The following is a 25,960-nucleotide window of genomic DNA, read 5'->3' as shown; positions in this document are numbered from 1 at the left end:
ATGTGGTTACGCAAAGCTGGAGTGGCATTGTGCTGGAGCTGTCTGGTGCTGTGTGCAACGACCGTCAGGGCGGATGATACCGAACTGTTTATCTATGACTTCAATAAAGCTGGTGACTTCAGACCCAAGGTGCTGCTGATATTTGATAATTCCGGCAGCATGAGCGAAACCATGGAGCAGGTGAAAGAGTCTTATAATCCAGCGACAACCTACCCCCCTCTCTCCAGTGATCCAGATACAAATAGCAGTAAAAAATATATATATTTTTCGACAGATGGTTCGGTGCCAGAAATAACCAGCACCAAGCGTTTTTCCGATAAGATAAATGCTTGCGCTACATCAAAAACACCATTGGCTAACATAGGCTATTTTCAATCGCAAGTTTGGACATACGAGGTCAACAACGGCACCCCGCCTGGACGTGGTCGAGGTGATTGGAATTCAATCAGTAGTTATCGGGAAAGCAGTATATATTTGGTCGACTGCAAACAGGACGTTCTTGCCAGTAACCCTGCAAATCCTTACACAGGGAGCTGGTCCGTTGGGAGTGGATATCCAGTTGATAAAACAGGTAATAATAGCGGAACTTGGTTTTATACCACAAATATAAATAACTATGATAACGCCAGCAACACTAGCGTGCTACTCTATTCTGCCAATTATATTCGCTGGTATTATGGGCCCACAGGTTTTTCTATTCAATCGAGGCTGCGCATTGCCAAAGATGCGGTGAGTGGGCTGATATCATCCACGCCCGGTGTTGATTTCGGTCTGGCGGTGTTCAATCGAAATGATGATAGTGATAACAATGGTGGCCGTATTTTACGGGATATCCTAGGGAACGAGATAACCTTGGCAAATGGTAAAACGGGTGAGCAAGATTTGCTGGATAGAGTGGAAGAATTGACAGCTAGTACCAATACACCTTTGTGTGAAACGTTGCGTGAGGCATATCAGTTTTTTGGTGGTAAGTCAGTCGTATATGGCTTGCAAGGAGGAACTCGAGATAAGTCTGCCGAGAATCCAGAGGGAACCTATGAGGCACCCTATGATAACTGTTCAAATAATGGTTATGTTATTTATATCACCGACGGTGAACCGACCCAAGATACCTCTTCAGATACTTTCGTTCAGGGGTTGGTAAACACACTCACAGCCGACGAGAAAGCGGCTTATGGCTCTACTGTTTCTTATGGTTCAGGGAATAACAGAAGGAGTAGTTATTTAGCTGCTTTGGCTGGTTATATGAAGCACAAGGATGTTAATAGTGTGTCACCCGGAACTCAAACAGTAACGACCTTTACTGTTGGGTTTGGTGATGAGGCGATTACCGGTGCGGGGAATTTACTGGCCGAGGCAGCGAGAAGAGGTGGTGGTGAGTACTATCCCGCGACCAATGCGTCAGCATTAACGGATGCACTTAAATCATCTTTGTTGGCCATCCTTCGTATAAATACATCTTTAGTGTCACCGGCTATCGCCAGTAATAACTTTGACCGTACCCGAAGTCTGAACAATATTTACTATGCCATGTTCGAACCAGATGATGGCCCCAGATGGCGTGGTAATCTCAAAAAACTGGAGTTTTCTGCCGATGGCTATGTGGTGGACAGTAGAGGGCTGCCAGCCATTAAAGCGGATGGAACTATTATTGATAGTGCACAAACCTTCTGGTCATCTGGAAGAGATGGTAACAAAGTCGCCGAGGGTGGGGCTCAGGAGATGTTAGCGGCCAAGAGCAATCGAAACCTTTATGTCATCAATAAAGGACAAGGCAGGCTGGATTCGCTCACTAAAGCTAATCTGGTAGCGCAAGCGGGTAGTGAAGCTGCATTGATGAGCTTTATGGAGGTCAGTGATACTACTGAGTTAGATAAGTTAATTAACTGGTCCAAAGGGTCTGATGTCGATGATGAGGATTTTGATTCATCGACCCTTATTCGAAGCCATATTATGGGTGACCCCCTCCACTCTCGTCCTTTGGTTTTGAACTATGGCCCCCAATCCGGTAATCCTAGCGATGCCCCTGACTTAAGGATTCTGTTTGGTACAAATGCCGGCTTCCTGCACATGTTTAAAGATATGGGGAGAACAGTAGATGAAAGCTGGGCGACCATCCCTTATGAATTTATGAGAAACCAGCAAGCCCTGCGAATCAACGCTGAATCGGCAGAGCATATTTATGGTGTTGATTCTTCCCCTGTGGCCTTGATAAAAGATGCCAATAGAAATGGTGTTCTGAAATCATCGGAGGGGGATTTTGTCTGGCTTTTCACCGGACTGCGCAGTGGTGGTAATGCCTATTATGCGTTCGATATATCCTCACCAGATACGCCAAGTCTGAAATGGAATATTAATGCTCAAACAGCAGGCTTTGGCGGATTAGGGTTGACATGGTCTGTGCCGGAGGTTGCCTTTATTCCAGGGGTCACGGATCCAGTGCTGATTTTTGCAGGTGGATATGACGTGAATAAGGACGAGCTGGGCTTGGGAAGTGGCGATAGCCTGGGGCGCGGGATTTATATCGTGGACTCGACCAATGGCAACTTGCTATTCAGTGCCACACCTGGTGTGACGTCGACTAAAAACCTTCAGGTGTCAGGTATGGACGATAGTATGCCTGGCTCTGTTGCCACACTGGATAGTGACGGTGATGGCAAGATAGATAGAGTCTATGTGGGCGACACCGGCGGTAATATCTGGCGTATGGATATATTCACCGATGCCAACAACCCACAGGCGGCGTTGACCCTCAGCCGGCTCAGTGTGATCAAATTGGCAAACTTGGGGTCCGACAATGTCCAGGCCGATGATCGTCGTTTCTTTACTCAACCTATCGTAGTGCGAACCATCAATAAGCAGGTCACCCGTACCGTTGTGGGAGGAGACCCTAGATACTCCTATCAGGATCGTCCCTTCGATGCTGTGTTGATCGGCAGTGGTGACCGTAACCGTCCCTCATCGGAGTCAACGGTCCACAATGGTTACTTTATGCTGCGTGACTATGATGTGGCCGTGCGAAGTTCTACTAGTGCCGTGCCTGCTCCCATTCTCGTCTCCAATCTTTATGATGTGACGAACGATCCCTTGTCAGCACAGACCACAGATGACGGCATACTGACAGTTAAAGCGGGGATCACCAGTGCCAAGGGGTGGGTAAATTGGCTCAATGAGCCGGGCGAGAAATCCATGGGTGCCGGTGTGGTTCTGCAGGGAAAACTCTACTTCACTTCCTTCTTGCCACAAGTTCAGTCTTTCCAGCAATGCACCATTCAATCCATCGGGGCCGCTCGTCAGTACATGGTGGATATGCACTACGGCACCTCATTTAAATATGTGGTCGACCTGGATGGCAATAAGACGCCAGAAAGGTATGTCGAAGTGCAAAACAAGGTGGCCGATGATCTGGTGGTGCATGCAGGGGATGACGCCAAAATTCGGATCATTGGAGGTGGTACTGGCGATGAAGTTATCCTGAAAGATGATGGCAGCGGCGAACCAGAGCGCTGTACCGGAGCTGGCGAATGTGTCCAGGGGGCGGAAGAAGCCGAGATGGATATGTCGCCCAAGAAAATCTACCTGTATGAAGGAGAAACACAATGAGGCTTCTCTCTTGGATGGTGGCGCTTGGTCTGAGCATGCCGGTAGGAGCGCTGGCTGCCGATATGAAGTGTTATGTCGAGTTGGCCAGCGGCCAGCGAGTGGTGTTACAGGGCACTATGGGGGACGCGTCCCCCATGGCAATACAGGAAAAATTCAAGGGCAAGGGATACGAGGTCAATGGTGTCATTCAACCTGTGAACAAGGTGTTGGAGTGCCTGCCTTTGGGGGAGGTCTTTCAGTCGAAAGAAGCGAAGCTGCAGGATGCGAATCAGCTGAGGTAGCGTTAAGGACAGATGTTGTTCTGGGTAGCCTGAGTGGAGCGTCCTGATGGGGCAATGACCAGATTAATCTGAGCCATGCCTTGAGCGCAGAGATTGAGGGTTGCATTTGTACCCAGGCTGGTACCATCGGGGCTGAACAGTGTGGTACGCCTGTTATTGACGATGGTCATGGTGCCCGGGAAGGGGTGACTCCTGGCGAGCAACAGCTCTCCTCCATTGAAGGCATTGCTCGCATCATCATCAATAAAGATCAGCATCTGGGTCGGGTTGGCGAGGACGCAACTGTCGTTGGCATCGGCCAGGCAGGCAGTGACCGAGAACTGATTGTCAATGGCTTGGCTGCGAGCAAAGCGCAGGTGCTTCAATAACGTGCGGGATTCAAACTTGAGGGTATTCTCATTTACCAGGCTGGACAGGGCGGGAGCACCGATACCGAGCAGAATGACCCCCAGACTGACGGCTATCATCAGTTCAAGCAAGGTAAACCCCTTTATCTGCCTTTCCATGGATGAAATCTCCGCTGATTGACTACAGCTTATCTGCTTCACGCCAGAGTGCCAGGCAAAGTACAAGGGTTGAGCTGGCACAGCCAGCGCCTTTTCTTTATCATTCCCCATCATTTCGGTTGAAAGAATCATCGCCATGGCAAAAGCCCTCTCCCTGATGCTTGCCCAGTTAAACCTGACGGTAGGCGCCATCGAAGATAACTGTGACAAAATTCTGGCCGCTGCCGAGCAAGCCTCAGCACAAGGGGCCGATCTGCTGGTCTGCTCCGAACTGGCCCTGACCGGCTATCCGCCGGAAGATCTCTTGCTGCGCGCCGATCTCATGATGCGGGTCGAGGCGGCCCTGGCTCGCGTTGCCGCCTGGCAGGGCTCCTGTGCCATCTTGCTGGGCCATCCCTGGCGCGAGGATGGCAAACTCTACAATACCGCTTCCTTGTACGATAACGGTGAACTGCTCGTCCGCTATTTCAAGCAAGACTTGCCCAATTACGGGGTCTTTGACGAGAAGCGTTACTTCAGCGCCGGCAACGAGGCCTGTGTGGTGAACTTGCGAGGCCATCAACTGGGCCTGCTTATCTGCGAAGACCTGTGGCAACCGGGTCCGGCCATGGCCGTCAAGGCGGCGGGTGCCGAGCTGCTGCTCACCATCAATGCCTCGCCCTATGACAAGGACAAACCCTGGATCCGTCGCGAGCTGATGGCGGAGCGCTGCGGCCAGACTGACCTGCCGCTGGTCTATCTCAATCAGGTATGCGGTCAGGATGAGCTGGTGTTCGACGGCTGTTCCAAGGTGTTCAACGGCCAGGGGGAGCTGACTCACAGATTGGCTCCCTTCGCAGAGGAGCTGGCGCTGGTTCATTTTGACAATGGTCAGCCCCGCAAGGAGCGCGAGCCTGCGGCGCCTCTGGCTCCCCTGGCCGAGGTCTATCAGGCTTTGGTGCTGGCGGTACGTGATTACATCACCAAGAATGGCTTCCAGGGCGCCGTGCTGGGTCTGTCCGGCGGTATCGATTCGGCATTGACCCTCGCTATCGCCGGCGATGCGATTGGCAATGACAAGGTACAGGCAGTGATGATGCCGTTCCGCTATACGGCCCAGATGAGCGTGGAAGATGCCAAGGAGCAGGCCGAGCGAATGGGAGTTGAATTCAACATCATCTCCATCGAGCCCATGTTCGAGGGCTTCATGACTCAGCTTGCCCCCCTGTTCGAGGGCACCGCCCGAGATACCACGGAAGAGAACCTGCAGGCGCGCTGCCGCGGTGTGCTCTTGATGGCGCTCTCCAACAAGCGGCGCCGCATCGTGCTGACTACCGGCAACAAGAGTGAGATGGCCGTGGGTTATGCCACCCTGTATGGTGACATGGCGGGCGGCTTTGATGTGCTCAAGGACGTACCCAAGACGCTGGTGTTCCAACTCTGCGAATACCGCAACAGCGTCGATTATGTGATCCCGCAGCGGGTCATCGATAGGCCGCCTTCGGCAGAGCTGGCCCCTGACCAAGTGGATCAAGACAGCTTGCCCCCCTATGAGATCCTCGATGCCATCTTGCAACGCTATGTGGAGCAAGATGCTTCGGTCGCCGACATGGTGGCGGAGGGCTTTGAGGAAGCCACGGTGCGCAAGGTGATCCGGCTGGTGGACATCAACGAATACAAGCGCCGTCAGGCCGCGGTGGGGCCACGTATCTCGCCCCGTAATTTTGGTAAGGATCGCCGTTACCCCATCACATCCGGGTTTGGCAAACAGAACTGGTAAGGAGTCACCATGAAGAAGATTGAAGCCATCATCAAGCCATTTAAGCTGGACGATGTACGGGAAGCCCTGGCCGAGATCGGCATCAACGGCATGACGGTCTCCGAGGTCAAAGGCTTCGGACGCCAGAAGGGTCATACCGAGCTGTATCGCGGTGCCGAATACATGGTGGATTTCCTGCCCAAGGTCAAGGTTGAGCTGATCGTGCAAGACGAGGAGCTGGATGCCTGCATCGAGGCTATCCAGAACACGGCCCGCACCGGCAAGATAGGGGATGGCAAGATCTTCGTGTGTGAGGTTGAACGGGTGATCCGCATCCGCACCGGCGAAGAGAACGAAGACGCTATCTGATGTGGAAGCGCCTCGTGCTTGGGAGCCTGTCGTTGGGGCTCGCCGCCTGCAGTAGTTCGCCGCCAGCCCAGCCGGAAAATCTGTGTCAGATCTTTCGTGAGAAGCCTGACTGGCATGAGGCGGCCCTCGACATGTCGAAACGTTGGGGCACGCCGGTCCAGGTGGTGATGGCCATGATGTATCAGGAGTCCTCCTTCGTACATGATGCCCAGCCACCTATGGGGTATTTCCTCTTTATCCCCACGGGACGGGCCAGTTCGGCCTATGGCTATGCCCAGGTCAAAGATGATACCTGGGATGATTATCAGCGGGAGACCGGCAACAGCTGGAGCAGCCGCGATGACTTTGCCGACGCCATCGATTTTATGGGCTGGTACACTAACAAGGCTCAGAAGCTCAATGGCACCTCCAAGTGGGATGCCTACGGCCAGTATCTGAATTATCACGAAGGCTGGGGTGGCTATCGCCGTGGCAGCTACCGCAGCAAGGGGTGGCTGATGAAGGTCTCCCGCAAGGTAGAGGCCCGTGCCCAGCGCTACGGAGCCCAGTATCGACAATGCAAGGATCAGCTCTCCAGCGGGGGCTGGTTTTCGTAACTAATCAGGAGTTCAGACATGCCGTTATTGGACAGTTTTACCGTCGACCATACCCGTATGGAAGCCCCTGCCGTGCGGGTGGCCAAGACAATGCAGACCCCGAGCAAAGACACTATTACCGTGTTCGATCTGCGCTTCTGCTTGCCGAATCAGGAGATCCTCTCCGAGCGTGGCATCCATACGCTCGAACATCTCTTTGCTGGCTTCATGCGCGATCACCTCAACGGTGACGGGGTCGAGATCATCGATATCTCCCCCATGGGTTGCCGCACCGGCTTCTACATGAGCCTGATAGGCGCGCCGGATGAGGCGCGGGTTGGCAAAGCCTGGCTGGCGGCCATGGCGGATGTGGTCAAGGTGCAGGATCAGTCCCAGATCCCCGAGTTGAACCTCTATCAGTGCGGCACCTATGCCATGCACTCTCTGGATGAAGCTCAGGATATTGCCCGCAACGTGCTGGCTCGTGGGGTGGGTGTAAACCACAACGATGCGCTCGCCTTGCCGGAAGAGCAGCTCAAATCCCTGTAATAGGGTAAGACAAACACGAGAGGGGCCGCTGATAGCGGCCCCTCTTTTTGGTGGAGGGTAAGCAGGCAAGATCGTCAGAGTGCCAGTGGCATCACCCGGTTACGACCCAGTTCCTTTGCCTTGTAGAGCAGCTTGTCGGTACGTTCTACCAGGGTATCCCCCGTCTCCTGGCCGTTGAACTCACCGACTCCGAACGACGAGGTGATGTGATCGATGCGCTTGCCAGACTTGCGATCCAGGATCGACATCTTCTCTATGGCACGGCGCAGACTCTCTGCCATCTGACGGCTAAGGGAGAGGTTGCGGCCAGGCAGCAGCAGGGCGAACTCCTCACCGCCGAGGCGGTAAGCGGTGATGCCATCCCGGCAGCCTTCGCGCATGCGTTGGCTGAAGGCGCGCAGCACCTGATCGCCAAGCAGGTGGCCGTATTCGTCGTTGAAGCTCTTGAAGCGATCGATATCGGCCAGGATCAAGGAGAAGGGATGACGGCTGCGGATCAGGCTCTCAAGTTCCAGCCCGAAGGCGCGTCGGTTGAGCAGGCCGGTCAGCGCATCCTCATTGGCGAGTTTGCGGGTCTCGTTGAGCATCTCCCTCAGCTCCTTGATCTCCTTCTCGGCATTGCTTAGCTGGCTGCGAAAGTGCATGGTCGACATGCGCACATCGCGAGACTCGCGCACCAGATCCCGTAATATACCCATGGTATCGTCGAGGCTGAGCCCCTCATCCTCGATCTGGCTCAGTCGATCGAAGCTGCGATCCAGCATGGTCTGAAAGGCGCCGGTGTCTGACAGTGCATCCTGCATGGTATGGCCAAGTTCGCTGGTCATGGCCGCGAGGCTTAGCTTCATGGTTTCGATCTGTTGTTCGTCCTGAGCCGCCAGATGCTGGTGGAACAGGCGCTCGCAGGTCGTCAACGAGCAGGTGCCCTGCAATTTGATGGCCTGATCGATGGCGTGATTCAGCTCGGGCATGCTGGCCGACACATAGCTGTACCAGAGGGTATAGTTGGCAGGCGTGGTGGGGATCTGATACTTGATCATCAGAGGAACCGCCTGCTTCAGGTAGGCGGCGGACTGCGCGAATGAATCCTTGCTCATGAGTTCCATGTCTTATGGGGCACACAATTTCGGCCAGTATGACAGAGAGATGTTGTAAAAGGCAGCAGGTGGATGCCATTAGCTCCCCCCTCCGATATACTAGCCGAGTCATTACTTATTCTAAGGCCTGCTTATGTCTGAAAAAGATCCTTTCCTCCAACGAGAGGCCGAGAAATACGAGAATCCCATCGCCAGCCGTGAAATGCTGCTGGAGCTTATTCGCGGTCATGAAAAACCCATGTCCCGCGAAGAGCTGGCCACAGTCCTCAAGCTGACTGAAGAAGAGCCGTTGGAAGCCCTTCGCCGTCGTCTGCGCGCCATGGAGCGTGACGGACAACTGGTCTTCACCCGCAACCAATGTTATGCCCTGCCGGATCGTCTGAATCTGGTGAAAGGCTATGTGCTCGGCCATAAAGATGGATTCGGTTTTCTGCGCCCTGAAGGTGGTGGATCGGATCTGTTCCTGAACAACCGCGAGATGCAAAAGCTGATGCACGGCGATTACGTGCTGGTGCAACCGACCGAGATCGATCGCAAGGGCCGCCAGGAGGCGCGCGTCGTGCGTCTGCTCAAGGCGCGTGAGGCTGACATCGTCGGGCGTTACTTCGTCGAGAACGGCATGGGCTTCGTGGTGCCGGACGACAGCCGCATCGGCCAGGACATCGTTATCCCTGAAGGGGAAAACAAGGGCGCTCGCCAGAGCCAAGTGGTTGTAGTGCGTGTCACTCAGCGTGCCACGGCGCGCATCAATGCGGTCGGTACCGTGCTGGAAGTGCTGGGCGAGAACATGGCCCCCGGCATGGAAATCGACATAGCCCTGCGCACCCATGGCATTCCTCACACTTGGCCCGACGAAGTGACCAAGGAGATTGCAGGGCTGGGCGAGCAGGTGCCGGAAGAGGCCAAAGTGGGCCGCATCGACCTGCGTTCCCTGCCGTTGGTGACCATAGATGGCGAAGATGCCCGCGACTTCGATGACGCTGTTTTCTGCCAGGCCAAGAAGAGTGGTGGCTGGCGCCTCTGGGTTGCCATTGCCGACGTCTCCTCCTATGTTCGCCCAGGTACCGCCCTGGATGGCGAGGCTTATCAGCGTGGCAACTCCGTCTACTTCCCCGAGTACGTGGTGCCCATGTTGCCTGAGGTGCTCTCCAACGGCCTCTGCTCCCTGAACCCGCAGGTAGACAGGCTCTGCATGGTGTGCGAGATGACCATCTCCTCCGGCGGCCGCATGTCCGGCTACAAGTTCTACGAAGCCGTGATGAACTCCCACGCTCGCCTGACCTACAACAAGGTGGCAGCCATGCTGGATGGCGATGCCAAGTTGCGCCATCAGTATGACCCTCTGGTGGGGCATATCGAGGAGCTCAACAACCTCTACAAGGCGCTCAAGCATGCCCGCCATCAGCGCGGTGCCGTGGAGTTCGAGAGCGAAGAGACCCGCTTCATCTTCAACGCCCAGCGCAAGATAGATCGCATCGTGCCGCTGGTGCGCAACGATGCGCACAAGATCATCGAAGAGTGCATGATCATGGCGAACGTGGCTGCGGCTCGCTACATCGAGAAGAACGAGGCTGCCGCCCTGTTCCGGGTGCATGACCGTCCGGGTGAAGAGCGTCTGACCAACTTCCGTGGCTTCCTTGCCGAACTGGGCCTTGAGCTCAAAGGCGGTCTGGAACCCGAGCCGAAAGATTTCGCCGAGCTGGCTGCCAAATTCGAAGGCCGTCCGGATGCCGAGCTGCTCTCCACCATGTTGCTGCGCTCCATGCGCCAGGCGGTCTATCAGGCCGACAACATAGGTCACTTCGGTCTGGCATTGAAGTCCTATGCTCACTTCACCTCGCCGATCCGCCGTTATCCTGACTTGATCCTGCACCGCGCCATCAAGTTCCAGGCGGCGAAGGAGCAGGCGGCCCAGCGTAACAAGTGGACCCCGAGTGGCGGTTACCACTATCAGCTGGCAGAAGTGGATCCCATGGGCGAGCACTGCTCCATGACAGAGCGCCGTGCCGATGATGCCACCCGCGATGTGGCCGACTGGCTCAAGTGCGAGTACATGCTGGATCACGTGGGTGACGAGTTCGACGGCGTCATCGCCAGCGTCACCGGCTTTGGCTTCTTCGTGCGTCTGGCGGAGATCCACATCGACGGCCTGGTGCACATCAGCTCCCTCGACAATGATTACTACCAGTTCGACCCCATGCATCAGCAGCTGATCGGCGAGAACTTCCGCCGTCGCTATCGTCTGGGTGATCGGGTGCGGGTCAAGGTCATGGCCGTCAATCTGGACGATCGCAAGATCGACTTCACCATGGTGGAGGAGCCCCTCAAGGCGACCGGCAAGAATGCCAAGGAGATGGCGCGCAAACAGGCCGAGATCAAGAGCGAGAAGGCCAAGAGCAATCGCCGCCATGAGCGTCGTCAGGAGGGCAAACCCCTGAAGACCACGGCCGCCAAACCCAACAACCGCCGTCCGAGCAAGAAGGCGCGTGACAAGGCCAAGAGTACGAAATGAGCAGTGAACTGATATACGGCATTCATGCCGTGGCCGCCCTTCTCGAACGTGAGCCAGAGCGTTTCATTGAAGTGTGGGCCCTCAAGGGGCGCGACGACGACAGGCTGCAGCCGCTGTTGGATGAGCTGGAATCCCTGGGCCTCAAGGTGCAGAGCGTGAACCGTAAGACCCTCGATGATAAAGCCGAAGGCAACAATCACCAGGGCATCATGGCCAAGGTGATCGAGGCCCCCAAGCTGGCCGAGCATGACTTGGCCAGCCTGCTTGACCAGCTTGAGCAGCAGAAGGCGCAGCCCTTCCTGCTGGTGCTGGACGGGGTGACGGATCCCCACAACCTCGGCGCCTGCCTGCGCAGCGCCGATGCGGCTGGGGTGCATGCGGTGATAGTGCCACGGGACAAGGCCACCGGCCTGACCTCGGTGGCGCGCAAGGTTGCCTGTGGCGCCGCCGACGTGGTGCCGCTCATCCAGGTCACCAACCTGGCCCGCAGCCTGCGCGAGTTGCAGCAGCGCGGCATCTGGCTGGTCGGCACCGCCGGCGAGGCGGATCACGACCTCTATCAGGCCAAGTTGACCGGACCCATGGCGCTGGTGATGGGCGCCGAGGGCAAGGGCATGCGTCGTCTGACTCGTGAGCATTGTGACGAGCTGGTCAGCATCCCCATGGCTGGGGCGGTTTCCAGCCTCAACGTCTCGGTGGCCACCGGTGTCTGCCTGTTCGAAGTGGTGCGTCAGCGCCGTGGTTGAGTGAACGCCATGGAGCGACCCCTGTTTAGCTGGGATCCCCACATCGATGAGCAGGAGGCCAATGGCCTCCTCTCTTTTGCCCGTTTGCAGCATCTGGCGCCGCGAGAGTGTTTGTGGCGGGCAGGGGAGCGCCCTGACCTGCTCGTGAGGGTCGAGCAAGGGCTGTTGCGAGCCCGGGTCGCCCTCGATGACGGCCGCGAATACATCAAGGAGTTCTACTGGGAGGGGGATGAGTTTCTCGATTTCCATCATCAGCTCAGTGGTCAGCCCGCCCGCTACAGCGTGGAGGCATTGGAGCCGTGCCGTCTGCGGGTATTTCCCCTCGCCAGCTTGCGTCAGCACCACCTTTGGCCCGCCTGGTACCAGCATCTGATCGCCGTCCAGCTGCGCATCAAGGAGGAGAAGGAGCTGCTGTTGCTGACCGGCACCCCGGAGGCGCGTTATCAGCACTTCCTGACCCATTTCCCCGCCCTCGATGCCCGTCTGCCGGATCATCAGGTGGCGGCCTATCTCGGCATTACCCCCATCAGCCTGAGCCGGATCCGGAAACGACTGCGATCTCGCTAAGGTGTCTCGCTCTTTCCCTGCATGAAAATCCCTGCCGTCCGTTAACCAAGGTTAATGCGGGGCCACTGGCGGGACGCTATGCTGGCGGCTTCTTCCCAAGGAGTCAGTTATGGATTGGACCCTCAAGGGCTTCGACGCCCTCTCGTTACATGAACTCTATGATCTGCTGGTACTGCGCTCGCGGGTGTTCGTGGTGGAGCAGACCTGCCCCTTCCTCGATCTGGATGGGCTGGACAAGCGCGGCGATGTGTTGCACCTGCTGGGGTGGCAAGACGGTGAGCTGGTCGCCTATGCTCGCCTGCTGGCACCCGATGTCGTGAAGCCGGGCCATGCGGTGATAGGGCGGGTGGTGACGGCGCCTGAGGCCCGTGGCGGCGGTCTGGGCCATCAGTTGATGGAGACGGCAAGCGCCGAGTGCGAACGGCTCTGGCCCCAGGCGCCCATTTACCTGGGTGCCCAGGCGCAGCTGCAGGAGTTCTATGGCCGTCACGGCTATCGACCCGAGGGGGAGGCCTATCTCGAAGATGACATACTGCACATCGGCATGGTTCGCCCCTGAGGGTGAGCGACCTTGTGCGCAACCCTCAGGACCTCTAATGCCTTTTTGGCATAACAATGAAATTATTATGTCTTGAGGTAGTAAAGAAAACGGATGCCTCTCTCGGACTTAGTCCGTATTCTTTGAATGATTAATCGACAATATTCGGCAGAGGCATCCTAAAGTGGCAAATCTTGCGATAAATACTGAACAAGATCCGAAAGCTTTGCTGCTTCACCGATTTATGACTGCCCCTGTCCTGAATGGGGAGGGGCGATGGAGCTGATCCGCAAGCGCTTCGCCCTCGATCTGCAAACCTTCGCCATCATCACCCTGGTGCTGGGCAATCTAGCCCAGGCCTTCTCCGATGTGCTGGTCAAGCTGATCGGCCCCGGTTTCAGCCCCTTCCAATACATGTTCCTGCGCCAGCTGCTGACCCTGCTGGTGTTGCTGCCTTTCATGCTGCGGGTGCCGAGAGCGGCCTGGGGACTGGGCGCCTGGAAATGGCACCTGCTGCGCGGTCATCTCTGTCTGATCGGCGGCGGGGGCATGATGCTGGCCCTGACCCAGCTGCCGCTCGCCACGGCCAACGCCATCTTCTATGTCTCTCCCCTGTTGACCCTGCCGCTGGCGGCCTGGCTGCTCAAGGAGAAGATCAACTCCCGGGTCTGGCTGCTGGGAGGGATGGGGCTGCTTGGGGTGGTATTCGTACTCAAACCGGGGGATTTCCATCTCGCCGGGCTGGGGGCGCTGGTCACGGCCTTTACCCTGGCACTGTTCAATGTCACCGGTCGCAAGCTGCCAGCGGGTATCTCTGTGGTGGCGACCCTGTTCTGGGCCAACCTGCTGGCGCTGCCGCTGACGGCGGGGCTGGCGGTGCATCAGTGGCAGCCGGTGGATTGGCGTCTGCTGGTGCTGATCGGGGGCAGCGGCGTGATGCAACTGCTCTACCATGCCAGCTGCATCTATGCCTATCGGCAGGTCGAGGCCAACCGCATCGCGACGACCGAGTACTCCGGGCTGATGTTTGTGGTGCTGCTGGGGGTCTGGCTGTTTGGCGAGATCCCGAGCTGGAACCTCTGGGTCGGCGTGGGTTTCATCCTGCTGGCCATCCATTGGCAGCGTCGCCTGCGCTAGCGCGCTCTGTGTTCCTGCCAATGAAAAACCGGCCACTGGCCGGTTTTTCATATGAGCAGCTTATGAGGCCGATCCCGGTTGTGGCACCGAAAATAGGGTAGCCTGCCTCGCTCATAGTGACAGGAACGCCGTCGTGACATCCACCCTCTTTGCGGCCATCTTGCTGGCCGCGCTGCTGCATGCCCTCTGGAATGCGCTGGCCAAGCGCCAGGCCGAGGGGCGGGTCAGCGTCTTGCTGGTCTCCCTCTGCTCCGGGCTGTTTGCCGCCCCCTTTTTGCCGCTGGTGGGGTTGCCAGCGCCTGCCGAATACCCCTGGTTGGCACTCTCCATCCTGCTGCATTGCGGCTACTGCCTGTTTCTCGGTCGTGCCTATCGGCTGGGAGAGTTCGGCCAAGTCTATCCCCTGGCCCGTGGCAGTGCCCCCCTGGTGACCCTCTTGCTCGGGGCTCTGCTGCTGGGGGAGGTGCCCGGTGGGATGGCGATAGCGGGTGCCCTGGTGCTGGTCAGCGGGGTGTTGCTGATGGCCTGGCGCGGTGGTGTCAGACTGGCGCCTGCGGCCTTGCGTGCCGTGCTGATCACTGCGCTGTTCACCGCCGCCTATACCCTCTCCGATGGGGCTGGTGCCCGCTCGGCCGGAGAACCGGTGCGCTATACCCTCTGGCTGTTTGCCCTGACGGCCTTGACGATGCCGCTGCTGATGCGTTGGCAGAGTCGTACCGCCTGGCGTGCGCTCAGTCTCGCGGCATGGCGCACCGGCGCCCTCGGCGGCGTCTTGTCACTGCTGGCCTACGGCATCGTCATCTGGGCCATGACCCAGGCGCCCATCGGGCTGGTGGCGGCGCTGCGCGAGAGCAGCGTACTGTTTGCGGTGCTGCTCTCCTGGTGCTGGCTGGGGGAGACACTGGGTCGGGTACGGCTGTGGGCCGCGCTGGTGATCCTCTGCGGTATCCTGTTGATCCGCCTCGGCTGATGGGTGACTACATCAGGCCGGCATGCTACCGGCCTGATGTTTGGCTTAAGGAGTGACCCGGGTGATCAGGGTAAAGCCCTCCTCGCAGGGGGCGAGCTGCACCCGCACCTGGCCCAATTCGGCCAGACCGGTCACATGGGTACCACCGCAGGGGATAGTCACCTCCTGGCCCTCGAGTGCACAGTGCCAATAGCGCGAGTCTATGATGGCTTCGCCGGCCCGGCTGCGACGGATAGCCCCTCCTGCCGCCAGCCACTTCGCCAGCTGATCGTTGACCTTGCTTTCAATCTGTTCGAGTGCTGCCAGCAGTGCCTCGCCGTTGACACCCTTCTTGCGCAGACTCTTGCCGATCCGGTACTGCTCTTGGGAGCCCATGGGCTCGACCCGCGAGGTCTGGATGGCGAGGCGGTCAAAGTCGGGCTGATCCAGGGTGTCGCGCTCGCTCACCTCCTTGCGCCAGTAAGGGACGAGTGTCCGGTTGAGAGCCAGCGCCGCCAGGTGGCAGCCGCTGTGACCCAGGCTAAGGGCGAGGCGTCGCTCGCTATCCACCTGCAGGCTTATCTCGGTGCCGACTGCCAGGTCATATCGACCGGACAAGGGGTGAACCACCACGAACGCCCAACCGGGCTCACCCCGTTTCACGGGTATATCGAGATCGACAAAGAGTTCACCCGCAGGGCTGATAGCCCCCATGCGACAGGGGGCCACCTTGGCCTCACCCCCCTCCCAGCACACCCTGCCCATATCCCCAGGCTGATCGGGCCAGAGATGACTCTGGGGGTGAAAGGGGCTGAGGTCTGTCACCAGCAGGGTCGGTTCACCGACTTGGCAATGGATCACCTTAGCCAGCTCGTTGTGATGACCCAGCACGAAGCTGGCGCGGGTATGGTGCATGGGACACTCCTGCAATGGGATTGAAGGGCAGGATAGCGCAAAGGGAGCCCAGGCTCATTAACTTGGGTTAATGAGCCTGGGGGAGATCAGAGCAGGGAGACCAGCAGGTAGGCGTTGAGGCCAATGACCAAGGCGACGATGAGACGCCCCAGCGCCTGGGTGACAGGATGATTGCGATATTCCCCCATCAGGGCACGCTCCCCGGTCAGCATCAGCAGCGGGATCAGCGCCAGGGCTATGCCAAAACTCAGGATCACCTGGCTCAGTACCAGGACTTCGGTGGTGTTGAGGCCCATGGCAATCACGATGAAGGCCGGAGCCATGGTGATGAGGCGGCGCAGCCAGAGCGGAATGGTGAAGCGCACGAAGCCTTGCATCACCACCTGGCCCGCCAGGGTTCCCACCACGGTGGAGGAGATGCCTGAGGCGACCAGGGAGAGGCCAAACAGGGTGGCCGCCCCCTGACCCAACAAGGGGGTCAGCGTCTGGTAGGCGGACTCCAGTTCGGCCACGTGCTGGTTACCCGTGGCATGGAAGGCCGCCGCGGCCATGGCCACCATGGCCAGGTTAACGAAACCGGCGATGGTCATGGCAATGGCCACATCGACCCGGGTGCTGTGCAGACGCTGGTCGACCGAGCCTTGCCCTTCGCCGTGCTGGGTCAACGCCGAGTGCAGATAGATAACATGGGGCATGACTGTCGCGCCCAGGATGCCGGCGGCCAGGTAGATGGCCTCACTGTTGGGCAGACCGGGGAAGAGGGCCCCTTCCAGCAGGCTGGGCAGATGGGGGCGGGAGAGCATCAGCTCGACCAGATAGGCGGCTGCCACGAACAGCAGCAGGCCGCCGACCACATACTCCAAGGGCTTCTGGCCGCGGCTCTGCAACATGAGAATGCCCCAGGTGATCACCGCCGTCATGCAGGCCCCCTCCATCAGGGTCACGCCAAGCAGCAGCTTGAAGCCCACCGCCGCCCCGATGAATTCGGCGAGATCGGTCGCCATGGCGATGATCTCCGCCTGTACCCAGTACGCCCAGACCGCCGGTCTGGGCAGCCGGTCGCGAATGTGTTCGGCCAGGTTCTTGCCGGTGACGATGCCGAGCTTTGCCGAGAGGGTCTGTACCAGCATGGCCATCAGGTTTGCCCAGACCACCACCCACAGCAGTTGATAGCCGAAGGTGGAGCCCGCCTGAATATTGGTGGCGAAGTTACCCGGGTCTATATAGCCGATGGCGGCGATAAAGGCGGGGCCCAACAGGCTGAATCTGAGTTTGCGCTGGGTCACTATGGCACTGACTGCGGGTTGCATAACGGCACCCTCCATAAGGATATAGCCCTAGCATAGCTGTAACTGATAACTATTATCAATTGGGTTTTTGGATGGGATCGATAGGAAAGAGCCGTTATTTACTCGGCCAGTAATGCCTGTGGCCCTGGCGTGGGCAGAAGGGGGCGGCAGGAGAAACTATCGGCTATCAAAATCACAACGGCCAGTTGCAGTCGGTGTGTCGATTTCGTACAATACGCCGCCCTATGAAAGCAGCGTCTAAACACCATACGTTCCTTGCCTCCGAGGTCTGGCTGCACCTGGGCGGAGGCTGAATTAATCCGTAAGGAGCTAAAATGCGTCATTACGAAATCGTCTTCATGGTTCATCCGGACCAGAGCGAGCAAGTCCCCGGCATGATCGAGCGTTACACTGGCGCCATCACCACTGCCGGCGGCACTATTCACCGCCTGGAAGATTGGGGCCGCCGTCAACTGGCTTACCCGATCGACAAGCTGCACAAAGCCCACTACGTTCTGCTGAACGTAGAAGCAGAGCAAGCCGTTATCGATGAGCTGGAAACCAACTTCCGCTTCAACGATGCCGTTATCCGCAACATGATCATGCGCACCAAGCACGCTGTGACTGAAGTTTCTCCGATGGCCAAGGCCAAAGAAGAGCGCTTCCCACGTCGTGACGACGAGCGCCGCGAAGAAGCGACTGAAGCTTCTTCCGAAGAGTAATTCTTAGATCACTGACATAGAGGATAAAGGCCATGGCACGTTATTTCCGTCGTCGTAAGTTCTGCCGCTTCACTGCCGAGAACGTTACCGAGATCGACTACAAAGATATCGTTACTCTGAAAAACTACGTCACTGAATCTGGCAAGATCGTACCGAGCCGTATCACCGGTACTCGCGCCAAGTATCAGCGTCAGCTGGCACGCGCCATCAAGCGTGCTCGTTACCTGGCTCTGCTGCCGTACACCGATCTGCACAACAAGTAAGAATCGGTCCGGCACTTAAGCCTAACTCAACTCTCATAGAGGAAAGGTAATGCAAGTTATCCTGCTCGACAAAATCGCCAAACTGGGCGGTCTGGGTGATCAAGTCAACGTTAAAGCTGGCTACGCCCGTAACTATCTGATCCCGCAAGGCAAAGCCGTTATGGCTACCAAGGCCAACATCGAGACCTTCGATGCTCGCCGTGCTGAACTGGAAGCCAAACTGGCTGCCGGTAAAGCTGCCGCTGAAGAGCGCGCTGCCAAGCTGGGTGAACTGGCTGCTGTTGTTATCGCCTCCAAATCTGGTGACGAAGGCAAGCTGTTCGGTTCCATCGGTACCCGTGACGTGGCTGATGCCATCACTGCTGCCGGCGTTGCTGTTGCCAAGAGTGAAGTCCGTATGGGCAACGTTCTGCGTAACACCGGCGAGTACGAAGTTGTTGTTCAGCTGCACGCTGACGTCAAGGCAACCGTACAGATCCAGGTTGTTGCTCTGTAATAGCGATTCGCTTTTGCAGAAGAAAACCCGCGCCTCGGCGCGGGTTTTTTATTTTGGGGCACCGAGTTAGAGTAAGGGACTGTTGCAACGAGAGAGGTTTCCATGGCGGCTTGGGTAGAAGGGCGTGTCATCGAGCGTATCCAGTGGACGGATACCCTGTTTTCCCTGAGGGTAGAAGCGCCGCTGCTCCCCTATCAAGCGGGACAATTCACCAAGCTGGCCCTCGAGCAGGGCGAGCGCCGCATTCAGCGCGCCTACTCCTTCGTTAACCCGCCATCGTCCCCCTACCACGAGTTCTATCTGGTCGAGATCCCGGGTGGCGAGCTGACCCCCGCGCTGAGCGCCCTGGCCGTGGGGGATCCACTGCTGGTGCAATCCCAGGCGACCGGTTTTCTCACCCTGGATGAGATCCCGGCGGGACGGGATCTCTGGCTGCTCTCCACCGGCACCGCCATCGGTCCCTTCCTTTCGCTTTTGACTGCGGGGGAGGCCGAGCTGCGCTTCGAGAATCTGATCCTGGTGCACGGGGTAAGAAAGGGGGAAGAGCTCAGCTATCAGCCGCTGATTGGCGAGTTGAAAGCCCGGCTCGGCTCGCGGCTTCACTATGTGCCCTTCGTCAGTCGTGAGCCCTGGCCGGATGCCATGGTGGGTCGCATTCCTGCGGCCATCGACAGCTGCGCCCTGCAAGAGCGAGTGGGACTGGGCTTTAGCCCCGAGCGCAGCCAGGTACTGATCTGCGGCAATCCCGAGATGGTCAAGGCGACCCAGCTCTCCCTGATTGAGCAGGGCCTGACCAAAAATCTGCGCCGTACCCCAGGTCAGATCAGCTCGGAAAACTACTGGTAGCAGGGCAATGAGGGGGCTTAATTGTGCTTACCCTTGCCATTATTACCTTTGGATTTGTTGTGACCCTGGCCCGGGTTGTTGTCACCGTGGACGCTGCGATTGTAGTGATCGCGGTATTTGCCATCCATGTTGCCGCAGTCAGTCTTGAGGCGACTGTCCCCTATGCGGATATCCAGACAGTTGTGTTGCCACCAGTCGTACTCCTTGGTGTCAAAATCGACATTGATTGCGCCGCCCGACAGGCTGACGCCACCATCTTTATTACTGGGTGGTGCGGCCTGGGTGGTGGCGCTCAGGGCAAGCAGGGTGAGCAGCAGTGCACTATGTCGCATGATAGATCCTCGATGTGGTGATGACTGATGACTGGTGCCAGTATAGTGTCAGCTAGCTGGATCCCAGCCTAATGAGCCTGGGGAAAGTGGATGCAGGTCGAAAATCTGACCAAACTGGTCATCCCCTGTCCGAACGTCGGTAATATCTTGCCATTTCAGAGTGATAGCCTTCAATCTTGGCGGAGCGACTCTATAATCGGCGGTCTGATATTCCAACCGCCAGCGCAGCATCATGCAGACAGCCATCTCCTTGCCCTCAGCGTCTCCCTCATCCCAGTTACGTTACCCCAAAGGCTGGTTCGCACTCACCACCGTCTATGGTTTTACCGGGCTGGCCATCTTGGCCTCCATCGTTTTCTCTTTGTTGCTGTTTCTCTCCATCGACGACAACCCCTTGATGAAGTGGTTGTTTGGCGGCCTTGCCATCATTTTTGAGCTCGGCAAATTCTACATCTGGTACGAATATGGCGAGCGCCGGGCGCGGCGGGAGCTGGGTGGTGCCTTCTGGTCACTGCTGTTCTACGCCGTGCTGGCGGCCATCTCCATCGGCGGCAGCATAGGTGGCATCAACAGCGCCACCAACACCGTGCTCGGCATTCAGGCCAAACATGAGCGGGAGGTCGCGCGCTTTGATGAGCAGATCGACAGCATAGAGCGCCAGATCCGCCTCAATGAGGAGGCGGCGCGCAAGTACATCGAAATGGCCCGCATCTCCAGTGGCGTGAGTGGCTTGCAGCAGGCCAATACCCAACTCAGATTGAAGCAGGATGAACTGCGCCTTGAGCGTGATGCCAAGCCGCTCAATGAACAATCTTCGATGCTGGGGCTGATGAGCAGTCTGGCGGAGGGGATGGGGGTGAGCATAGGCCAGGTGCAATTCTTGCTGGTCTGTTTCCTCTCTGTGCTGCTCGATGTGTTCGGAGCCTTTTTCGTCTCCCTGATTGGGGATGAGACCCGTTTTCGCCGCCACTGGCAGGCTCAGCGCAGCAGTGGGTGTGTCGTCTCCCGGGTCTCAGGGGAGAGGGGGCGCATGGATCAGCATGACCATGATGAGGGGCAATCTGAGCCAGCCCCTCAGCTCACGCCGCTGGATGCGGTACGCCAGGGTCTGCAAAGCGGGCGACTCAAATGTGGTAAACGGGCGGTCGCTCAGGCGCTCTCCTTGCCCCTTGAAGAGGTGGACAAGATCTTCGTGCAGTTGATGCGCGAGGGGGTGCTGACCCAGGGCAGCAACCGTCACTATGCCCTGCAAGAGACCGGGCAATCCGAACCGGGTCAATATCAGACTGGGCCCTGACAGAGAGGCTCGCCCAGGGCCTCTTGGATGGGCAAGTTAGCAGCGTCAATGGCAGTGCCAGCTGGCATCGAAGCTCCAGCGGGAGGGGGTTAAGCCCGGTTAGCATGGGGGTTTGCTAGTGGGTGAGTATCATCATCAGGTTGAGGAAGGCGGCAAGGGCGCCACCCAGCCCGATGATCCAGTAAAAGCCCTTGGCGCCCCGCTTGATGGGGATGCGAAAGTAGAGCAGAAACAGCCACCAGGCCAGGGCCAGCAGCAGCGGGATAAGAAACATTCGAGCCATGGTGTCCTCACTGTTATCCTGTCGCCTCACCGTCAACCATAAGGATGGAATCTGCAATGACGCAACTACAGATTACCGCATTCGGCCCCCCCTCGGTACTCAGACTAAACCCCTCTCTGGATGGCATGCCCGCCGAGGGTGAGGTGCGGGTGCGCATCTGTTACGCCGGGGTCAACCCCATCGACGCCAAGACCCGCGCCGGTCTAGGGTGGGCTGCCGCCGAAAACAAGGACAAGCTGCCCTGGACACCAGGCTATGACATGGCCGGTGTGGTGGAAGCCCTTGGCCCAGGGGTAGAGACCCTCAAGGTGGGCGACAAGGTGTGTGGCATGATCGGCTTCCCGCTGCAGGGCGGCGCCTACGCCGAGTCTGCCCTGACCCCGGCCGAGTTGCTGGTGCCGCTGGAAGAGGTGAGCCTCAAACAGGGCGCGGCCCTGCCCCTGGCAGGCTTGACCGCCTGGCAGGGCCTGTTCGACCATGGTGAGCTCAAACAGGGGCAGCGGGTACTGATCCTGGCCGGGGCGGGCGGTGTCGGCCACCTGGCGGTGCAGTGGGCCAGGGCCTATGGCGCCAAGGTGACCGCGCTGGCCAGCCCGGATAACCATGGTTTCCTGCACGGCATAGGCGCCGAGCGGCTGGTCGATTACCACGATGCCGATTGGGCTGCTCAGGTCGGTCAGGTTGAGCTGGTCCTGGACTTGGTCGGTGGCGAGAGTGGCAAGGCGGCGCTGGCTTGCGTGGCCAGCGGCGGCCGCCTGATCACAGTGCCGACCATCACGGCGGAGGCGATCAAGCTGGCGGGCAGCGAGCGCGGCATCGAGGTGCGCGGCATGCTGGTGCAGCCCAACCCCAAGCAGCTGGCCCAGATGCTGACCCTGCTGCGCATCGATGAGGCGCAGATCTGCATCAATCGCGAGTTCGAGCTGGCCGACGGGGCCCTGGCCCACACCGCCATCGAAGCGGGTCACACTCGTGGCAAACTGCTGCTGCGCATGCCCGCGGCGAGCGTGGATGACTAACCACAGGCCGCAGGCTGACCGAGCGCATCAGGCTCGGCTTGCGGGTCGGGCGGCGCCCCTCTCATGGAGATGAGTCTCGGCTGGCTGTTTCTGAGCGCCTTTGGCTCGGCGACGCTCTTGCCCGGTGGCTCCGAGCTGCTGCTGGGGGCCATGGCGAGCCGGGGGGAGTGGAGCCCGGCCAGCTTGCTGCTCTGGGCCACCCTCGGCAATACCTTGGGATCCATGACCAGCTGGTGGCTCGGCTGGCTGGCGACCTTCAAGAAAAAACCCGAAGATTTTCAGGGACGTGGGGAACAAAAGGCGCTTGGATGGCTCAAACAACATGGTCATTGGTGTCTGCTGCTCGCCTGGACGCCCATTCTCGGCGACGGGCTCTGCCTGTTGGCCGGCTGGCTGCGCCTCTCATTCTGGCGCTCGCTTATTCTCATCGGTCTCGGTAAGTTAATCCGTTATGGCCTGGTCCTGTTGCTGGCGATTCAATTCTTCTAGCCGGTGCCTTTCATCTACGAGGTAACAGTGAACAAACTCATCCCACTCGGCATATTGCTCGGGTTCAGCCTGCCACTTCTGGCCGCGCCAACCCTGGTATCCCAGCAGACCAAGACGGCGGGCCAGCTCGCCATTCCCTACCAGATGTACAAGCTGGACAATGGCCTGACCGTGATCCTGGCGCCGGACAGATCGGATCCCCTGGTGCACCTGGATGTGACCTATCACGTCGGCTCATCGCGCGAAACGGTCGGCAAGTCCGGCTTCGCCCACTTCTTCGAGCACATGATGTTCCAGGGCTCCAAGCATGTGGGGGATCAGGAGCACATGCGCATCATCAACGAGGCCGGTGGTGACATGAATGGCACCACCAACAAGGACAGAACCAACTACTACGAGACGGTGCCAGCCAATCAGCTGGAGAAAGTGCTCTGGCTGGAGGCGGATCGCATGGGCTTCCTGCTCGATGCGGTCAGCCAGAAGAAGTTCGAGATCCAGCGCGCCACCGTCAAGAACGAGCGCGGTCAGCGGGTCGATAACCAGCCCTATGGCCTGGTGAGCGAGCGGATGGGCGAGGCGCTCTACCCGCGCACTCACCCCTACTCCTGGCAGCCGATCGGCTATGTGGAGGATCTGGACCGGGTCGGGGTGGATGACCTCAAGCAGTTCTTCCTGCGCTGGTATGGCCCCAACAATGCGACCCTGACTCTGGGGGGGGATTTTGACAGCAAGCAGGCCCTGGCCTGGATTGAGCAGTACTTCGGCACCATTCCCCGAGGGCCCGAGGTTGCCGAGCCGACCCCCGAGCCGGTGAGTCTGCCCGAGACCCGCTACATCACCCTGGAAGACAAGGTGCACCTGCCGCTGCTCTACATCAGCTATCCGACCGTCGCCCTGGGGGATCCCCAGGAGCCTGCGCTGGACATGTTCGCCGATGTGCTGGGCGGTTCGGCCAGCTCCATGCTCTATCAATCCCTGGTCAAGACCGGCAAGGCGCTGGAAGTGGGGGCCACTCACTATTGCGAGGAGCTGGCCTGTACCCTGACCGTCTACGCCTATCCGAACCCTGCGGTGGATGGCAGCCTCAAGAGCCTCAAGGCTGAGGTGGACAAGGCGATCGGCGACTTCGCCCAGCGTGGCCTCAAGCCGGAGGATCTGGAGAAAGCCATCAGCAAGTATCGCGCCTCCACCATCTGGGGACTCGATAGCGTCGAGGGCAAGGTCAGCCAATTGGCCATGGGCCAGGTGCTGGCCGGTGATCCCAACTACGTGTTCAAGAGCCTGGATGCCATTGGCAAGGTGACCCCGGAGCAGGTCAAGGCGGCCTATGACAAGTTCATTGCGGGCAAGCCTGCGGTGGTGATGAGTGTGGTGCCCAAAGGCAAGAGCCAGTGGCAGGTGGCTCCCCCCAACTTCACCCCGGCCAAGCGTGAGCTACCCGATTACAACAAGCATGAAGCGGCCCTGCCGCTGCGCCCGGTGACCGACAGTTTCGATCGCGGTGTGCAGCCCAGGGTGAGCGATGCGGTCAGTGCCAAGGTGCCGGCCATCTGGCATGGCAAGCTCGACAAGGGCATCGAGATCATCGGCAGCCAGAGTGACGAGATCCCGGCCGTCTCCATCATGATTGCCCTGCCCGGTGGCATCAGTGCCGAGAGCAAGGGGGAGCTGGGACTGGCCAATCTGACCGCGGCCATGATGGAGCAGGGGTCGGTACGCCTCTCCGAGGCAGCGCTCAGCGACGAGTTGCAAAAGCTGGGGGCCAGCATCGAGTTTTCCAGCGCCCAGTACAACAACCTGATCACCATCAGCAGCCTGACCGACAAGCTGCCCCAGACCCTGGCACTGGTGAAGGAGCTGTGGCTGCGCCCCGGCCTGCGTGAGGCAGACTTTGAGCGCACCAAGGCTCAGTTGCTGCAAGGCATGAAGCAGAGCGAGCAGCAGCCTGAGTGGCTGGCGGGTCAGGCGTTTCGCGAGCTGATCTATGGCAAGGGCAGCCGTCTGGGGGAGCCGGCTGAGGGTCTGCCCGCGGATGTCGCCAAGCTGACCCTGAGCGATGTGAAGCGCTTCTATCAGCACTACTACGACTCGAGCCATGCCAAGGTGGTGGTGGTGGGTGACGTCACCCAGCAGCAGGTGGAGGATCAGCTCGGCTTCCTGACCGAATGGCAAGGCACGGCTCCTACCCTTGGCGACCTCAAACCCAAGGTGGCGCAAGCCAAGCCGGGCATCTATCTGGTGGACAAGCCGGGGGCGCCCCAGTCGGTGATCCGCATCGGTCGCCGCGCCATGGCGTTTGATACCACGGGGGATTACTTCACCGCCGGTCTGATGAACTTCAACCTGGGGGGCAATTTCAACAGCCGGATCAACCTCAACCTGCGGGAAGACAAGGGTTACACCTATGGCGCCAGCTCGGGTTTCTCCGCCAATCGTGATGTCGGTGTCTTCGCCACCGGTGCCAATGTGCGGGCGGATGCCACCGTGGATGCCATTCGCCAGTTCCTCAAGGAGCTGGAGGCGTATCAGGGGAGCGGCCCCACCCCGGTGGAGCTGGCCTACATGCGCAGTGCCGTCTCCCAGCAGGATGCGCTCTCTTATGAGACCCTGAGCCAGAAGGCGGGCTTCCTGCTGCAGATGATCATGTATGACCTGAAACCGGATTTCGTTCAGGCCCAGAGCCAACTGATTAAAACGGTTTCACAAGAGACTCTAAAGCAGAGCGCGGCCCACTGGCTCGATCCCAAGCAGATGGTAATAGTGGTGGTGGGAGACAAGCAAAAGCTTGAAAAACCCTTAAGCCAGCTTCATCTTCCTATCTATCCGCTGCAACTTCCCTAGA

General features: G+C 58.6%; 26 protein-coding genes. 20 read left to right on the top strand and 6 right to left on the bottom strand.

What is annotated here, in order from left to right; translation table 11 throughout:
- Both M2366_RS13245 and M2366_RS13240 read left to right on the top strand, forming a co-directional pair.
- Positions 1 to 3,603, top strand: a complete 3,603-nt coding sequence (locus tag M2366_RS13245; protein ID WP_259269930.1) for a PilC/PilY family type IV pilus protein — start codon at positions 1 to 3, stop codon at positions 3,601 to 3,603.
- Entirely contained in the window at positions 3,600 to 3,884 is a 285-nt protein-coding gene (locus M2366_RS13240; protein ID WP_259237019.1) for a TapY2 family type IVa secretion system protein, read from the top strand. The genes M2366_RS13245 and M2366_RS13240 overlap by 4 nt, the downstream gene beginning before the upstream one ends.
- Before the next feature lie 2 nt (positions 3,885 to 3,886).
- Here M2366_RS13240 and M2366_RS13235 read toward each other — a convergent pair whose 3' ends face one another.
- Positions 3,887 to 4,528, bottom strand: coding sequence for a GspH/FimT family pseudopilin (locus M2366_RS13235; protein ID WP_259269929.1), 642 nt, complete (start codon positions 4,526 to 4,528; stop codon positions 3,887 to 3,889).
- On the opposite strand from M2366_RS13235, the gene M2366_RS13230 reads away from it, so the two are divergent.
- From M2366_RS13230 to luxS, 4 genes are read left to right on the top strand one after another with little or no spacing between them, the layout of a single operon-like run.
- A complete protein-coding gene (locus M2366_RS13230; RefSeq protein WP_259269928.1) occupies positions 4,527 to 6,149 on the top strand; it encodes an NAD+ synthase in 1,623 nt (540 codons plus the stop codon). The genes M2366_RS13235 and M2366_RS13230 overlap by 2 nt on opposite strands.
- A 9-nt stretch (positions 6,150 to 6,158) precedes the next feature.
- Positions 6,159 to 6,497: a nitrogen regulatory protein P-II gene (gene glnB / locus M2366_RS13225; RefSeq protein WP_005895417.1), complete on the top strand. Its 339-nt coding sequence runs from the start codon at positions 6,159 to 6,161 to the stop codon at positions 6,495 to 6,497.
- Positions 6,497 to 7,093, top strand: coding sequence for a transglycosylase SLT domain-containing protein (locus tag M2366_RS13220; protein WP_042044188.1), 597 nt, complete (start codon positions 6,497 to 6,499; stop codon positions 7,091 to 7,093). Before glnB ends, M2366_RS13220 begins: the two co-directional genes overlap by 1 nt.
- Before the next feature lie 18 nt (positions 7,094 to 7,111).
- Entirely contained in the window at positions 7,112 to 7,621 is a 510-nt protein-coding gene (luxS, locus tag M2366_RS13215; protein WP_005895411.1) for an S-ribosylhomocysteine lyase, read from the top strand.
- 74 nt (positions 7,622 to 7,695) lie between these two features.
- On the opposite strand, the gene M2366_RS13210 is transcribed toward luxS, so the two are convergent.
- The gene (locus tag M2366_RS13210) at positions 7,696 to 8,718 is read right to left on the bottom strand and encodes a GGDEF domain-containing protein (protein WP_224431296.1); all 1,023 of its coding nucleotides are present in this window, start codon (positions 8,716 to 8,718) and stop codon (positions 7,696 to 7,698) included.
- A gap of 133 nt (positions 8,719 to 8,851) precedes the next feature.
- Between M2366_RS13210 and rnr the strand changes: the two genes are divergently transcribed.
- The 6 genes from rnr (at position 8,852) to M2366_RS13180 (ending at position 15,188) form a co-directional block, all read left to right on the top strand.
- Positions 8,852 to 11,230, top strand: coding sequence for a ribonuclease R (rnr, locus tag M2366_RS13205; protein WP_042044186.1), 2,379 nt, complete (start codon positions 8,852 to 8,854; stop codon positions 11,228 to 11,230).
- On the top strand, positions 11,227 to 11,976 hold the full coding sequence (gene rlmB / locus M2366_RS13200; protein WP_042044185.1) for a 23S rRNA (guanosine(2251)-2'-O)-methyltransferase RlmB: 750 nt from the start codon (positions 11,227 to 11,229) through the stop codon (positions 11,974 to 11,976). Before rnr ends, rlmB begins: the two co-directional genes overlap by 4 nt.
- Before the next feature lie 9 nt (positions 11,977 to 11,985).
- Positions 11,986 to 12,543, top strand: a complete 558-nt coding sequence (locus M2366_RS13195; RefSeq protein ID WP_224431294.1) for a Crp/Fnr family transcriptional regulator — start codon at positions 11,986 to 11,988, stop codon at positions 12,541 to 12,543.
- 109 nt (positions 12,544 to 12,652) lie between these two features.
- Complete coding sequence (locus M2366_RS13190) at positions 12,653 to 13,102, top strand: GNAT family N-acetyltransferase (RefSeq protein WP_259237024.1); 450 nt, start codon at positions 12,653 to 12,655, stop codon at positions 13,100 to 13,102.
- Between the two features lie 255 nt (positions 13,103 to 13,357).
- Complete coding sequence (locus M2366_RS13185) at positions 13,358 to 14,218, top strand: DMT family transporter (RefSeq protein ID WP_042044181.1); 861 nt, start codon at positions 13,358 to 13,360, stop codon at positions 14,216 to 14,218.
- A 133-nt stretch (positions 14,219 to 14,351) separates the two neighbouring features.
- Entirely contained in the window at positions 14,352 to 15,188 is an 837-nt protein-coding gene (locus M2366_RS13180) for a DMT family transporter (protein WP_259269927.1), read from the top strand.
- Between the two features lie 45 nt (positions 15,189 to 15,233).
- On the opposite strand, the gene M2366_RS13175 is transcribed toward M2366_RS13180, so the two are convergent.
- Together M2366_RS13175 and M2366_RS13170 are read right to left on the bottom strand one after the other, a co-directional pair.
- Positions 15,234 to 16,082, bottom strand: coding sequence for a hypothetical protein (locus tag M2366_RS13175; RefSeq protein WP_259269926.1), 849 nt, complete (start codon positions 16,080 to 16,082; stop codon positions 15,234 to 15,236).
- 86 nt (positions 16,083 to 16,168) lie between these two features.
- A complete protein-coding gene (locus M2366_RS13170; protein WP_404972799.1) occupies positions 16,169 to 17,407 on the bottom strand; it encodes an Nramp family divalent metal transporter in 1,239 nt (412 codons plus the stop codon).
- 299 nt (positions 17,408 to 17,706) lie between these two features.
- On the opposite strand from M2366_RS13170, the gene rpsF reads away from it, so the two are divergent.
- The 4 genes from rpsF (at position 17,707) to M2366_RS13150 (ending at position 19,698) form a co-directional block, all read left to right on the top strand.
- Positions 17,707 to 18,093: a 30S ribosomal protein S6 gene (gene rpsF, locus M2366_RS13165; RefSeq protein ID WP_005895384.1), complete on the top strand. Its 387-nt coding sequence runs from the start codon at positions 17,707 to 17,709 to the stop codon at positions 18,091 to 18,093.
- Between the two features lie 32 nt (positions 18,094 to 18,125).
- Entirely contained in the window at positions 18,126 to 18,356 is a 231-nt protein-coding gene (rpsR, locus tag M2366_RS13160) for a 30S ribosomal protein S18 (protein ID WP_005313392.1), read from the top strand.
- A 49-nt stretch (positions 18,357 to 18,405) separates the two neighbouring features.
- Positions 18,406 to 18,852, top strand: a complete 447-nt coding sequence (rplI, locus tag M2366_RS13155) for a 50S ribosomal protein L9 (protein WP_042044176.1) — start codon at positions 18,406 to 18,408, stop codon at positions 18,850 to 18,852.
- Positions 18,853 to 18,954: 102 nt separating this feature from the next.
- Positions 18,955 to 19,698 carry a ferredoxin--NADP reductase gene (locus tag M2366_RS13150; RefSeq protein ID WP_259269924.1) on the top strand — a complete coding sequence of 248 codons (744 nt, stop codon included), beginning with the start codon at positions 18,955 to 18,957 and terminating at the stop codon, positions 19,696 to 19,698.
- A 17-nt stretch (positions 19,699 to 19,715) separates the two neighbouring features.
- Here M2366_RS13150 and M2366_RS13145 read toward each other — a convergent pair whose 3' ends face one another.
- On the bottom strand, positions 19,716 to 20,030 hold the full coding sequence (locus M2366_RS13145) for a hypothetical protein (protein ID WP_042044173.1): 315 nt from the start codon (positions 20,028 to 20,030) through the stop codon (positions 19,716 to 19,718).
- A gap of 232 nt (positions 20,031 to 20,262) precedes the next feature.
- On the opposite strand from M2366_RS13145, the gene M2366_RS13140 reads away from it, so the two are divergent.
- Positions 20,263 to 21,327, top strand: a complete 1,065-nt coding sequence (locus tag M2366_RS13140; RefSeq protein WP_259269923.1) for a Preprotein translocase subunit SecY — start codon at positions 20,263 to 20,265, stop codon at positions 21,325 to 21,327.
- A 115-nt stretch (positions 21,328 to 21,442) separates the two neighbouring features.
- On the opposite strand, the gene M2366_RS13135 is transcribed toward M2366_RS13140, so the two are convergent.
- Complete coding sequence (locus M2366_RS13135; protein ID WP_259270048.1) at positions 21,443 to 21,610, bottom strand: hypothetical protein; 168 nt, start codon at positions 21,608 to 21,610, stop codon at positions 21,443 to 21,445.
- Between the two features lie 56 nt (positions 21,611 to 21,666).
- Here M2366_RS13135 and M2366_RS13130 point away from each other — a divergent pair, with 56 nt between their 5' ends.
- The 3 genes from M2366_RS13130 (at position 21,667) to M2366_RS13120 (ending at position 25,959) form a co-directional block, all read left to right on the top strand.
- Positions 21,667 to 22,629, top strand: coding sequence for an NADP-dependent oxidoreductase (locus M2366_RS13130; protein ID WP_224431285.1), 963 nt, complete (start codon positions 21,667 to 21,669; stop codon positions 22,627 to 22,629).
- A gap of 63 nt (positions 22,630 to 22,692) precedes the next feature.
- Positions 22,693 to 23,118 (top strand): YqaA family protein, encoded by a 426-nt coding sequence (locus M2366_RS13125; RefSeq protein ID WP_224431284.1) that lies wholly within the window; start codon positions 22,693 to 22,695, stop codon positions 23,116 to 23,118.
- A 27-nt stretch (positions 23,119 to 23,145) separates the two neighbouring features.
- On the top strand, positions 23,146 to 25,959 hold the full coding sequence (locus M2366_RS13120; RefSeq protein WP_259269922.1) for a pitrilysin family protein: 2,814 nt from the start codon (positions 23,146 to 23,148) through the stop codon (positions 25,957 to 25,959).
- Position 25,960 lies beyond the last annotated feature (1 nt).

This window comes from Aeromonas sp. BIGb0405 (assembly GCF_024807335.1).
GTDB lineage: Bacteria > Pseudomonadota > Gammaproteobacteria > Enterobacterales > Aeromonadaceae > Aeromonas > Aeromonas rivuli.
This window is presented reverse-complemented; position numbering and strand designations above follow the sequence as displayed.

What these genes read in the sequence shown, in the direction of transcription:
- M2366_RS13245 (WP_259269930.1), top strand. Translation starts at nt 1, where the DNA reads ATGTGGTTACGCAAAGCTGGAGTGGCATTGTGCTGGAGCTGTCTGGTG.
- M2366_RS13240 (WP_259237019.1), top strand. Translation starts at nt 3,600, where the DNA reads ATGAGGCTTCTCTCTTGGATGGTGGCGCTTGGTCTGAGCATGCCGGTA.
- M2366_RS13230 (WP_259269928.1), top strand. Translation starts at nt 4,527, where the DNA reads ATGGCAAAAGCCCTCTCCCTGATGCTTGCCCAGTTAAACCTGACGGTA.
- M2366_RS13235 (WP_259269929.1), bottom strand. Translation starts at nt 4,528, where the DNA reads ATGGCGATGATTCTTTCAACCGAAATGATGGGGAATGATAAAGAAAAG.
- glnB (WP_005895417.1), top strand. Translation starts at nt 6,159, where the DNA reads ATGAAGAAGATTGAAGCCATCATCAAGCCATTTAAGCTGGACGATGTA.
- M2366_RS13220 (WP_042044188.1), top strand. Translation starts at nt 6,497, where the DNA reads ATGTGGAAGCGCCTCGTGCTTGGGAGCCTGTCGTTGGGGCTCGCCGCC.
- luxS (WP_005895411.1), top strand. Translation starts at nt 7,112, where the DNA reads ATGCCGTTATTGGACAGTTTTACCGTCGACCATACCCGTATGGAAGCC.
- M2366_RS13210 (WP_224431296.1), bottom strand. Translation starts at nt 8,718, where the DNA reads ATGAGCAAGGATTCATTCGCGCAGTCCGCCGCCTACCTGAAGCAGGCG.
- rnr (WP_042044186.1), top strand. Translation starts at nt 8,852, where the DNA reads ATGTCTGAAAAAGATCCTTTCCTCCAACGAGAGGCCGAGAAATACGAG.
- rlmB (WP_042044185.1), top strand. Translation starts at nt 11,227, where the DNA reads ATGAGCAGTGAACTGATATACGGCATTCATGCCGTGGCCGCCCTTCTC.
- M2366_RS13195 (WP_224431294.1), top strand. Translation starts at nt 11,986, where the DNA reads ATGGAGCGACCCCTGTTTAGCTGGGATCCCCACATCGATGAGCAGGAG.
- M2366_RS13190 (WP_259237024.1), top strand. Translation starts at nt 12,653, where the DNA reads ATGGATTGGACCCTCAAGGGCTTCGACGCCCTCTCGTTACATGAACTC.
- M2366_RS13185 (WP_042044181.1), top strand. Translation starts at nt 13,358, where the DNA reads ATGGAGCTGATCCGCAAGCGCTTCGCCCTCGATCTGCAAACCTTCGCC.
- M2366_RS13175 (WP_259269926.1), bottom strand. Translation starts at nt 16,082, where the DNA reads ATGCACCATACCCGCGCCAGCTTCGTGCTGGGTCATCACAACGAGCTG.
- M2366_RS13170 (WP_404972799.1), bottom strand. Translation starts at nt 17,407, where the DNA reads ATGGAGGGTGCCGTTATGCAACCCGCAGTCAGTGCCATAGTGACCCAG.
- rpsF (WP_005895384.1), top strand. Translation starts at nt 17,707, where the DNA reads ATGCGTCATTACGAAATCGTCTTCATGGTTCATCCGGACCAGAGCGAG.
- rpsR (WP_005313392.1), top strand. Translation starts at nt 18,126, where the DNA reads ATGGCACGTTATTTCCGTCGTCGTAAGTTCTGCCGCTTCACTGCCGAG.
- rplI (WP_042044176.1), top strand. Translation starts at nt 18,406, where the DNA reads ATGCAAGTTATCCTGCTCGACAAAATCGCCAAACTGGGCGGTCTGGGT.
- M2366_RS13150 (WP_259269924.1), top strand. Translation starts at nt 18,955, where the DNA reads ATGGCGGCTTGGGTAGAAGGGCGTGTCATCGAGCGTATCCAGTGGACG.
- M2366_RS13145 (WP_042044173.1), bottom strand. Translation starts at nt 20,030, where the DNA reads ATGCGACATAGTGCACTGCTGCTCACCCTGCTTGCCCTGAGCGCCACC.
- M2366_RS13140 (WP_259269923.1), top strand. Translation starts at nt 20,263, where the DNA reads ATGCAGACAGCCATCTCCTTGCCCTCAGCGTCTCCCTCATCCCAGTTA.
- M2366_RS13135 (WP_259270048.1), bottom strand. Translation starts at nt 21,610, where the DNA reads ATGGCTCGAATGTTTCTTATCCCGCTGCTGCTGGCCCTGGCCTGGTGG.
- M2366_RS13130 (WP_224431285.1), top strand. Translation starts at nt 21,667, where the DNA reads ATGACGCAACTACAGATTACCGCATTCGGCCCCCCCTCGGTACTCAGA.
- M2366_RS13125 (WP_224431284.1), top strand. Translation starts at nt 22,693, where the DNA reads ATGGAGATGAGTCTCGGCTGGCTGTTTCTGAGCGCCTTTGGCTCGGCG.